We start from the raw sequence: 8,952 nt of genomic DNA, 5'->3' as shown, positions 1-8,952 counted from the left end.
GCCAGTCCGGCCAGCGGGAGCCATCACCAACACGACCGCGAGCAAGCTGCGCTCAGCGACCAGGCCTTTCGCTAGTCGTCGAGGGTTTGCGAATGTCGAGCTAGATGGCCGGGGGAGGCAGGTATCTGGCTTTGGTGATTTCCCCGTCGGCGGCGGACAGTTTCCACACCGAGCCCTTTTTCGTGTCGAATGGCTCGCTGAGCGGCAAGCCACGTCTGGCCAGATAATCCATGACGCCAGTTATGACATCACCGTGCGAGCTAAGGGCTGATCGGCTCGTCGAGAGCTCTCTCAGCAGCTCGGCGGTGGCCTTTGGGTCGGCGCCTTCGGCCAACGCCGGATGTTTTTCGATTTCGATTCCGGTAGCCGCCGAGAGTGGCTCAACGGTCTGCACGCAGCGAACAAAAGGACTTGAGACGATTCGGTCGAGTCCTTTGTCGGCGTATCGCTCGCGGATAACCATGGCTTGTTGACGCCCGAGCGCCGATAACGGTCTGGTCCGATCGTCGCCGGTCCAGGTTCGTCGATGGCCCGCTTCGGCATGTCGGATCAACTGCATCCACGGCTTCCCAACCCACCACATTTGTTTCAACGATTGGTAAAACTCCCGGTCCCGGTCATAGGTCAACATGTCGGCGACCTTGCTGGCTGGGACCCACTGCACCTTGTCGACTTCGCTGTTTGGCTTGAAAGAACCGTGCGAGTAGGCCATTTCCCACATGTAAACGATCTTCGGTGAACCGTTGCCGGTCAGGTATTCGATGGTGCCAAGTAACTTGCCGAGGCGGCAGTACAGATTGGTTTCTTCAGCCACTTCCCGTCGGGCCGTCATTCGGATGGCTTCGCCATCGTCTTGCTTTCCCTTCGGGAACGTCCAATCCCGATAACCAGGACGGTGGACGAGCAGAACATCGACGCTGCCCTTCTTGTTCGGCCGCCAAATAAGCCCGCCCCCGGCACGTATCTCAGAAGTGATGGTGCCCACCGGCTATTGCCACATCGGTTTACGGGCGACAAGCCTGGCAGGAACCGCCGTGTCGGTCAGGTCGATCTCGGTCCAGTCACACACGAGACAGGTCCTCCTGTTGATGCCGCCCGCCAGTCGGGTTGGTTCGGACATCTTATGGCCACGCCGACAACTGCGGCTGTCCCGGTGCCGGCCAGCCTTCGTGTTCGCGGGGGTCTCGTCGTCGCATTCTTCAGGAGAATACTCGCCAGGGACGAGGAGGGTGGTTAGTCAGCCCCGGAGGCGGACCGGCCGGTGGCTTGGGTCGATCTCCTGCCAACCGCTGAGGAGCATGAGGTCGCGCCGGTTACTGAGGTCGGCTTTCTTGAGGATGTTTCGCACGTGGGTGGCGGCGGTCGCTTTCGAAATGAACAACATGTCGGCGATCTGCGCGTCCGTAATGGATCCTTCGGCTATCACAGTCACCACCTCAAGCTCGCGAGTTGTCAGGCCGAGGTCGGCGACCGATGTCTCCGGGATCTGATTGGAGAGGGCGTTCATCATGCGTTCGGCTTTCCTCATGGGCTCGGCGAGCTCCAGCACGACCTTTAAGGACATGTATGCCAACCAGAACGAGGCGAGCATTACAGCGAAGCCGAAAATCATTGCGGTGGCGATCGAATCGGTTGCCTTCAGGTCGATGTGAGCGATGCCCATAAGGACGAAGAAGGCCCCGATCATCGACATGATTAACGAAGCCAGTGCGATGGCATGCATCAGCCTGGCAAATCGGGGTTCCGAAATCCGGCGAGCTTCGCGTAGGACGTATATGCCCGCGAATAGAAATAGTCCTGTCATGACGGCGGCTGTGATCGCAAAAGTCAGAGCCATGTAATTCCCTTTTCCCGCTTCGACAAGTCTAACCCTCGTCGGGATTCCTCGGGCGGTAGCCGCGCTACCGAGAGTGGGATCTGTGTCGGGGCCACCGATCGGTAGTATCGGGCCATGATCCGGATCCGACCCGAAGTAGCTTCCATACACCCATACGTGGCCGGGCGAACAACCGCGGCCGTGGCAGCTGACATCGGGTTGGATGAACGCGATATCGTCAAACTCGCCTCAAACGAATCTCCTGACGGCCCGTTCCCATCTGTCGAAGGGGTGGTTGCCGAGGCAGTCATGACGGCCAACCGCTATCCCGACAATGCCATGCGCGAATTGACGCCGTTGACGGCTCAACATCTAGGCGTTGCGGCGGACAATCTGTGGTTTGGGGCGGGGACTTCGGCGATTCTGCGCGAAGTTGCCTTGGCCGTAGGAGGTCCGGGGACTTCGGCGGTTTTCCCGGAGCCCTCGTTTGTCATCTACGACCTGGCGACTCAATTGGCTGGGGCCACCGGCCGCCCGGTGCCTCTCGACGGCGCTTACCGGGTCGACCTCAATGGGCTGCTTGACGCCATCGACGAGACGACGACTGTCGTGTATCTGTGTTCCCCGAATAACCCGACCGGGACACTGACAGGGACAGAGGACACCCGTCGATTTCTTGGTGCGGTCCCCGACGACGTGTTGGTGGTAGTTGACGAGGCGTATGGGGAGTATGTCACCGATTCGAAATGGGCCTCGATGGTTCCCGAAGCGGTGCGCCGACCCAACGTCATTGTCACGAAGACGTTCTCGAAGGTGTTCGCGTTGGCGGCCTTTCGGATCGGCTATGCGGTGGGGATGCCCGTCACCCTCGCTGAGCTACGAAAGGTGCAGGCCCCGTTCACGGTCACCACGGTTGCCCAAGTTGCCGCTGCCGAGTCACTGCGACACCCTGGCGAGCTTGCCAGGCGTCAGGAGGCAAATGCCGCCGGCCGCCGGGGCCTTGAAGCCGGGTTGGCCGATCGAGGCGTGCAGTACGTGGCGAGTCAGGCGAACTTCGTGTTCCTGCCGATGGACGATCCCGCCGGCATGTTTCAAGGGCTCCAGCGACTTGGAGTTATCACGCGATCGACTCCGGGTGGTCTGCGGGTGTCGGTGGGCAGCGACGCCGAGCTCCGAAGGTTCTTTGAAGCGTTCGACGAACTCAGGTTGGTCTAAACGAACGCCACGCGTAGCCTGTCATCCGCAACTTCTTTTGCTATGCAATAAATTGTTGATTTAAAAGGGGAACACTCTCGTGAAAGCTCTCGTACGTCTACTGTCGCGCTCGGTCCAGCGCTACCCGTGGCTCACGGTCGGGTTGGTGCTGGTGGTGGGTGTCGGTCTGTCGTACTTCAACCAGTTTGTCGTCCAGGCCGATGCGAATGATGGGTTTGCCCCGGAAGCCGCCGCTCTGGATGCTTCGACCCGGATCGGCGAATTGTTCGGAGATGAGTCGTCGGGGTCAGTACTTCAGGTAATCGTGTCATCCGATGACGTTGTTTCGGCCGAGGGCGCTCAGGTTGTCCATGCGATCACCGAGGCATTGGCTGCGTCGGAGCTGAGCGGGGATCTGCAGGAATCGAACGGGCAGCCTCCAGTGGTCAGCTTTTTGGCTCCGTTGGAGGGAGCGGCCGGCCAGGGGCCATCCATCCAGATCGCGGTTAGCGGGACCGATGTGATCAGCCCCGCCGGGTTGGCAGCCTCCCAAGCAATACAGCAAGCCGTCTTCAGTTCGGCGGCGGCCGCCAAGGTTCCAACTGATGGTCAACAGCCTCCGGTTACCAGCTTCCTGGAGGCTATGGAAGGGTCGGCCTCCCAGGGACCGTCCATTCAAGTTGCTGTTCGGTCTTCTGGCGGCGATGTGTTCACGGCTGAGGGGCTGCAAGCCGTTCAAGCGATCCAAGGTGTCGGGTTTGGGGTCTTCGGAGCCAAACTGCCGGAGGGCAATCAGCCGCCGGTAACCTCCTATCTGCTTCCGGTCGAGAGCGCCATCGCACAGGGGAATGTGCCGGCGGACGTTCCCACGGCGGGACTCAAGCAGGCGTACCTGGGGTCATTGCCCGACCTGCCGCCCGAGATTCAACCGGTACTGGCTTTTCTCGCATCGAATGACGCGGACCTGTCCGTTCCAAGCGCCGCCGCCGGCTTGGTGTCGTTCACGTTGACGGAACCCCTGAGTTCAGACGAGTTGGCTGCCTTTGAGCAGGGTCTTTCCGACCTTGCCCTTCCAGATGGCTATTCGGTAACCGCCCTACCGGCGACGCCCGGCGACGATGAGTTCAAGACGGTCTATTCGGAACGACTCGCCTTTGTCCCGGCTGGGTTTGCTCCCCTTCTCGACTTCCTCCTGTCAAACGACAAGGACCCGGCCGGCCCCAGCGCTTCGAAGGGGCTGATCAGCGTTGCTCTCTCTGAACCGTTGACCACGGACGAAGAGGCCAGCCTGTCGGCCGCCATCAGCGGAGCCGAGCTGCCGGCCGGCTTTTCGGCGTCCTATCTTCCTTCCAATCCAACCGATGCACAGCTCAAGGCTGCCTACCTCGACCGTTTGTCTTTCATACCAGTCGAGCAGGTGGGCTTGGTCGAAAACCTCCTGAGCACCGACAAAGACCTCAGCGTTCCGTCGGCCTCGAGCGGTCTCATGATTCTGTTACTAAACAGTCCCGATCAGGCTGATTCGGTCGCATTCGAAGCGTTCTCCCTTCGCCAGCAAGCCTTCGTTGACGACCTCAATCAGCTTGATCTACCAGACGGCTTCGAAGCGAGGGGCTTTTCCTTTGAGTTGATTTTTGCCACAGGTGGCGACAGCACCGCCGAGATCGGTCGGATGTTTGGACTGGCGGCTCTCATCATTGTTGTCATCTTGATGTTCAACTACTGGCGACGACTGAGCGGTTCGAACGGGATGGTTCGCTCGGTTCGCCGGATGATGGCCACGATGGGTCTGACCATGTTTGCCATCTTCTTCGCCATTGCCATTATGAATGGTATCGGCGTGTTGCTCGGCCCGAAGTATCTGGGGATCATCGGAAACTTCAATCAGATCGTTCAGATTCTTCCGATTCTTTTGATCGGTCTCGGCGTCGACTACGGCATCCACATGACCTCGCGATACCAAGAAGAGTTCGGTCAGGAGCGCGGCGTTGAAGTGGCTACCGAGACGGCCATTCGGACGGTTGGAGTCGCCCTTATTCTGGCGACCGTGACGACCGCGGTCGGATTCTTGACCAACCTGGTCAGCCCGATCCCTGCGCTGAAAGACTTCGGCATTCTGGCGGCCGTCGGGATCATCGTGTCCTTTGCTCTTATGCTCACGTTGGTTCCGGCAGTCAGGTTTCTACTCGACCGGCGGGCGGCCGGCCGCCTCGATCCTCAAGACTTCGCCGCTGAGGATGCCAAGGGTGGCGCGATCGGATCCACAGTGGCGGGAGCGGTCGGTGGCGCGGTTGTCTACCTTCTGAGCGTTCTCATCGAGGCGGGGATCCGCAGTGTCGGGTTCGGGGACGTCTTCGAACTCAATTCCGTGTGGATCTTCGCCGTCATCGGGGCAGTTGTTGGTCTTACGATTATCTATCTGCCCAAGATCGTCGGGCCGACCGGGGCGCTGGCCGACAAGGCCGCGATTCCGGTCGTGATCGCGGCGCTTTTGATCGGTGTGCTTGGTTACGCGGGCTTTCGTCAGCTCGAAACGAAGTTCTCATTTACCGATTTCGTGCCGTCCGACAGCCCGCTGCTGGCGGCTGTCGACCAGTTGACAGAGGACTTCGGGGGCGGGTTTGGCGAGGCAACCAGTGTGTTGATCGAGGGCGACATTGCTTCCGCCTCGGTACACAACGCCCAGGTCGATGCGTTTGCGAATCTGGGGTCGACCGACGATGTGATCACATTCGGCGATGCCCCGGCCGCGACTTCGCCGATCTCGATTATTGCCAGTCTGGTACAACCAAACTCGCCAACATTTGACCAGACGGTGGCTGATGCGGCGGACGCTGTCGGGATGGGGGCGGATTTCAAGGTGCCGGCATCGGCCGACCTGACCGGTTTGTACTCGGCCGCCGCAGGAGTCGATCCGACGACGTTTGGATCTGTGATCCATTCGAGTGATTCGGGTGGCTACGACGCGGCACTGTGGACGATCAACACCCAGGCGGGCGACTCTCGCGCCGGCGCCCTGAATGATGGGCTCAACGACGCCTTTGCACCGGTAGATCAGGCGGGTGCAACGGCGATTCCGACATCGCAGAACATCATCGGCAACGTTGTTGTGAAGTCCCTCCAGTCGTCGCAGGTGAGTTCACTGTGGATCACGCTTATTGCCGCCACGATATTGTTGATCGTGAACTTCTGGGTCGAGTCTCGCCGACCGTTTTTGGGTGTCATCACCATGCTCCCGGTAGTCCTGGTGATTCTCGCAACGTTCGGGACGATGGCGATGACCGGGATTCCGTTCGGTCCGGTCACCGCGACCATTTCGGCGCTTGCGATCGGGATCGCAGTGCCGTATACGATCCACATCACGCATCGATTCCAGGAAGACCGGATCCGGTTCGAATCGACGGGGGAGGCGATTAGATCGACGACCCTCCACACGGGCGGGGCGCTCGCAGGGTCGGCGTTGACAACTATGGCCGGGTTCGGCTCGTTAGTGACATCGAATCTGACCCCGTTCCAGCAGTTCGGGGCCGTCACGTTTTACGCCATCGCCTATGCCTTGTTGTTCTCCTTGTTGGTGCTGCCGTCCATGTTGGTCCTGTGGGATCGCTGGCACCGTCGCCATGGAGATGCGACCATCGACGAGGCCGCGCTACACGAGTCCCTGGGTATCTAGTCGACAAGGGTGGGGGCGATCGGCGTCTCCACCCTTCCACGGGGTCCGGTTCCGGCGGCGGGAACCCTCGTGAGTACCTTTGCGTGGCCCGGAGTTACTCGGGGAGATCGACCGTTTCGATTTCTTGGGAAATGCCTACGGTGGCGAACCAATATATCTCGCTCACGAGGGCGGCCTGATCCACCCGGCCGTCAGGCCGGTACCAGCGTTCGATGGCGTTGAGAATGGACAGCACGAAGATGGTGGCCAGGTCGATGTCGAGATCCGCTCGGAAGGTTCCGTCCGCCACGCCGGCTTTGACGACTGACCGGAAAATGGTTTCGTATCGGTCCCGCTCGGCGATGATCTCGTCACGGTGTGCGCCGTCGAGGGCGGCGGCTTCGTTCAGGAACGTTTGTACCTCGTCACGGTGGTTTAGAACGACGCCGATATGTGCGGCGATAAGCGCTTTGAGTTGGTCGCTAGGGCTTTGAGAACCGGTTAGGGCTCCCTCGGCGGCTTCGCCGAACAAGCGGCCCGCCCGGTGCACGACCTCAACGAGTAGCTCTTCTTTGGACGAAACGTGGGCGTACACCGAACCGCCGAGGATCCCGAGTTCGGTTCCTAGATCCCGCATCGACGTACCGTGATATCCGTGGACGGCAAAGAGCCGACTCGCCGCCTCGATGACATCTTCCCGCCGCAGCCTGCTCATACGTCGTAGTCCAGGAGAACCTGGCTGGACAGGGGATGGGACTGACAGGTCAGAACGAGACCGGCTTCTAACTCCTCCTGGACGAGGCACCAGTTCTGGTCCATTCGCACTTCGCCCTCCACGACCCTTGCCTTGCACGTGGCGCACACCCCACCCCGGCACGAGAACGGCAAATCGCTGCGTACCCCGAGCGCGTAATCGAGAATGGGTGACCCGCCGGGATCGACGGCAACGATCGATGTCCGACCGTCGAGTGTGAACGTTACGGTGGCTAGTCCCTCAGTCGAACGGGGTGGCTCTGGAGCAGTGACGAACGGTTCGGAGAAGAACAACTCTTCGTGGATTCGGCTGTTGGTTCGCTCGTCAAAGACGGTCGCGGCGGCTTGGACCATTTCGTGCGGTCCGCACAGGAACCAGTCATCGATCGGTTCGGTGATGATCTGGTCGAGTAACTCGTGGAGCTTGGCGGCATCGATGCGGCCTGAGAACAGCGGTACGGCCGATGGTTCTCTCGACAAGATGTGGATGAGTTGAAACCGGCTTGTGTAACGATCCTTCAGTCCCTCGAGTTCTTCGAGAAACATGATTGATTGGACCGTTCGGTTCCCGATGATCAACGTGAAGGAGCTGTCGGGTTCGGCCGCCAGCAGTGTTGTGGCGATGGACAGAATCGGTGTGATGCCTGAACCCGCGGCAATGGCGCCGACGGCTCGGGGCCCGTTCGATGCCGGCAGCGTGAATTCACCGACGGGCGGCATGACATCGAGCAGGTCGCCCACCTGGAGTTCCTTGGTCGCCCAGGTTGAGAAGACGCCGCCGTCGAGCCGACGAATCCCGACCCGAAGGTCCCCAAGGCCGGCGTCGGCGCAGATGGAATATGAACGACGGATGTCTTGGCCGTCGATGATTGTCCGGATCGTGACATGCTGCCCGGCCCGGTAGGCGAACCGGGAGCGGTTGAGATTGTCGAGGCCGAAGGTGATGGCTACCGAATCGTCCGTCAACGGTTCGATTTCCACGATCGGGAGGGCGAAGAACTCGGTCACAAGTTCTTGAACCGATCGAACGGTTCGCCACAGTCCGAGCACACCATGAGCGCCTTGCAGGCCGTTGACCCGAATTCGGATATCTGGCGAGGGTTCGGTGCCGAACATTGTGGGCAGATGGGATCGGTACCTGGTGGGGCTATCCCGAATTCGGTCAGCTTGCGGCGTCCTTCGACGGACATCCATTCGGTGGTCCAAGCCGGACTGAGGACGGTGTTGACCCTCACAGACGAGGCGCCCGCTCGGGTAGCGGCTTCCACGATGTCAGCGCTGATGGTGTCCATGGCCGGACATCCGGAGTAGGTCGGGGTAATGGTGACCGTGATGTCGTTCCCGGTCTGTTCGATCATCCGTAGGATGCCAAGGTCGACGATGGTGAGCACCGGAATCTCAGGATCGCAAACCGACTTGATGGCCTGGCGAATCTGGTTCACCAGCTGGCACCCGGATACGTGCGTTGGAGTACTTGCATCTCGGCCAGCATCAGCCCGAGATGGTTGGTGTGACGTCCATCCCGACCTCCGCTGGT

The 8,952-nt window shown here is 60.3% G+C and carries 8 protein-coding genes; 2 read left to right on the top strand and 6 right to left on the bottom strand.

Translation table 11 applies throughout. The features are described from left to right. Positions 1 to 100: 100 nt before the first annotated feature. Positions 101 to 985 carry an NUDIX hydrolase gene (locus tag JJE47_11550; GenBank protein MBK5268056.1) on the bottom strand — a complete coding sequence of 295 codons (885 nt, stop codon included), beginning with the start codon at positions 983 to 985 and terminating at the stop codon, positions 101 to 103. Positions 986 to 1,237: 252 nt separating this feature from the next. Beyond that, positions 1,238 to 1,837 carry a hypothetical protein gene (locus JJE47_11545; protein ID MBK5268055.1) on the bottom strand — a complete coding sequence of 200 codons (600 nt, stop codon included), beginning with the start codon at positions 1,835 to 1,837 and terminating at the stop codon, positions 1,238 to 1,240. Positions 1,838 to 1,951: 114 nt separating this feature from the next. Between JJE47_11545 and hisC the strand changes: the two genes are divergently transcribed. Both hisC and JJE47_11535 read left to right on the top strand, forming a co-directional pair. Continuing rightward, positions 1,952 to 3,031, top strand: a complete 1,080-nt coding sequence (gene hisC / locus JJE47_11540) for a histidinol-phosphate transaminase (GenBank protein ID MBK5268054.1) — start codon at positions 1,952 to 1,954, stop codon at positions 3,029 to 3,031. Between the two features lie 79 nt (positions 3,032 to 3,110). Next, entirely contained in the window at positions 3,111 to 6,683 is a 3,573-nt protein-coding gene (locus JJE47_11535; protein MBK5268053.1) for an MMPL family transporter, read from the top strand. Positions 6,684 to 6,777: 94 nt separating this feature from the next. Here the strand turns inward: JJE47_11535 and JJE47_11530 are convergent, their stop codons facing one another. The 4 genes from JJE47_11530 to JJE47_11515 all read right to left on the bottom strand — a co-directional run. After that, positions 6,778 to 7,377 carry a TetR family transcriptional regulator gene (locus JJE47_11530; GenBank protein ID MBK5268052.1) on the bottom strand — a complete coding sequence of 200 codons (600 nt, stop codon included), beginning with the start codon at positions 7,375 to 7,377 and terminating at the stop codon, positions 6,778 to 6,780. Next, on the bottom strand, positions 7,374 to 8,531 hold the full coding sequence (locus tag JJE47_11525) for a 2Fe-2S iron-sulfur cluster binding domain-containing protein (protein ID MBK5268051.1): 1,158 nt from the start codon (positions 8,529 to 8,531) through the stop codon (positions 7,374 to 7,376). Before JJE47_11525 ends, JJE47_11530 begins: the two co-directional genes overlap by 4 nt. After that, on the bottom strand, positions 8,420 to 8,860 hold the full coding sequence (gene paaJ, locus JJE47_11520; GenBank protein ID MBK5268050.1) for a phenylacetate-CoA oxygenase subunit PaaJ: 441 nt from the start codon (positions 8,858 to 8,860) through the stop codon (positions 8,420 to 8,422). Before paaJ ends, JJE47_11525 begins: the two co-directional genes overlap by 112 nt. Further along, positions 8,854 to 8,952 (bottom strand): phenylacetate-CoA oxygenase subunit PaaI (locus JJE47_11515; protein ID MBK5268049.1); only part of this gene is annotated, 99 nt, incomplete at its 5' end. The genes JJE47_11515 and paaJ, both read right to left, overlap by 7 nt.

It is taken from the genome of Acidimicrobiia bacterium (genome assembly GCA_016650365.1).
GTDB lineage: Bacteria > Actinomycetota > Acidimicrobiia > Spongiisociales > JAENVV01 > JAENVV01.
Note: the sequence above shows the minus strand (reverse complement) of the source record. Positions and strands in the feature narration are given on the sequence as shown.

Bases quoted from the DNA above. Each gene is read 5' to 3' on its own strand.
- JJE47_11530 (MBK5268052.1), bottom strand. From the start codon at position 7,377: ATGAGCAGGCTGCGGCGGGAAGATGTCATCGAGGCGGCGAGTCGGCTC.
- hisC (MBK5268054.1), top strand. From the start codon at position 1,952: ATGATCCGGATCCGACCCGAAGTAGCTTCCATACACCCATACGTGGCC.
- JJE47_11545 (MBK5268055.1), bottom strand. From the start codon at position 1,837: ATGGCTCTGACTTTTGCGATCACAGCCGCCGTCATGACAGGACTATTT.
- JJE47_11525 (MBK5268051.1), bottom strand. From the start codon at position 8,531: ATGTTCGGCACCGAACCCTCGCCAGATATCCGAATTCGGGTCAACGGC.